Below are 695 nucleotides of genomic sequence, written 5' to 3'. Positions count from 1 at the left end.
ACATATATGTAGACCTCTTGTTGCGCAAGCCTCCCAAGCTCTCGGTGGTGTAAAAAGTTAACTGGGTAAAACTGCGCACATATATCCGGCCTTTATGATGAGTCACTCCGGTGACTCTGGCCTCAATGAAAACCGCGCCCTTGCCGCTTATCGTCCCTACGGAGTTGGTGCTCCGTGTGCTCGCCAGCATTCACAAGGGCCGGTTTAACCCTGTTAACTCATTACTCACCGCATTTGCGTGGGGTGCCTTTGCTCCTTGAGTGCTGCTTTACGCCGCCCGGTACTCCGTTTGGTGGTAGAGCATTGCCCATAGAATTCTTGCCAACTTGTTGGCCACGGCAATCACCGCTTTGTGTTTGCCTCTGCGCTCAATAACCCCTGCCGCCCAGCGTGATAGCCGGTCGGTGGCTTTATCCGTGTATCGGATGACCGACCAGGCACCCTGAACCAACAATCGGCGCAGATAGTTATTCCCTCGACGGGTGATGCTTCCGAGCTTTTGCTTGCCGCCACTGGAGTGTTCGTTCGGAACCAATCCCAGATTGGCGGCAAAGTGTCGTCCGCTCTTAAAGGCCTTACCGTCACCGGCATAGGCCACCACCGCGGTTGCCGTTTTCTCCGCAACCCCTTTCACGCCCATCAGGCGCCGTGCCGGCTCCAGCTGTTTGGCTGTTTGCTTCAGTTTCGCCTCATGC

The 695-nt window shown here is 55.7% G+C and carries 1 protein-coding gene; it reads right to left on the bottom strand.

The window, feature by feature from the left end; all coding sequences use genetic code 11:
- Window positions 1-268 precede the first annotated feature (268 nt).
- Window positions 269-695: IS110 family transposase (locus tag Q668_RS00565; protein WP_022987630.1), on the bottom strand; the 427-nt coding region annotated here is incomplete at its 5' end.

Origin of the sequence: Marinobacter sp. ES-1 (assembly GCF_000475255.1) — a bacterium.
Taxonomy (GTDB): domain Bacteria; phylum Pseudomonadota; class Gammaproteobacteria; order Pseudomonadales; family Oleiphilaceae; genus Marinobacter; species Marinobacter vinifirmus.
Note: the sequence above shows the minus strand (reverse complement) of the source record. Positions and strands in the feature narration are given on the sequence as shown.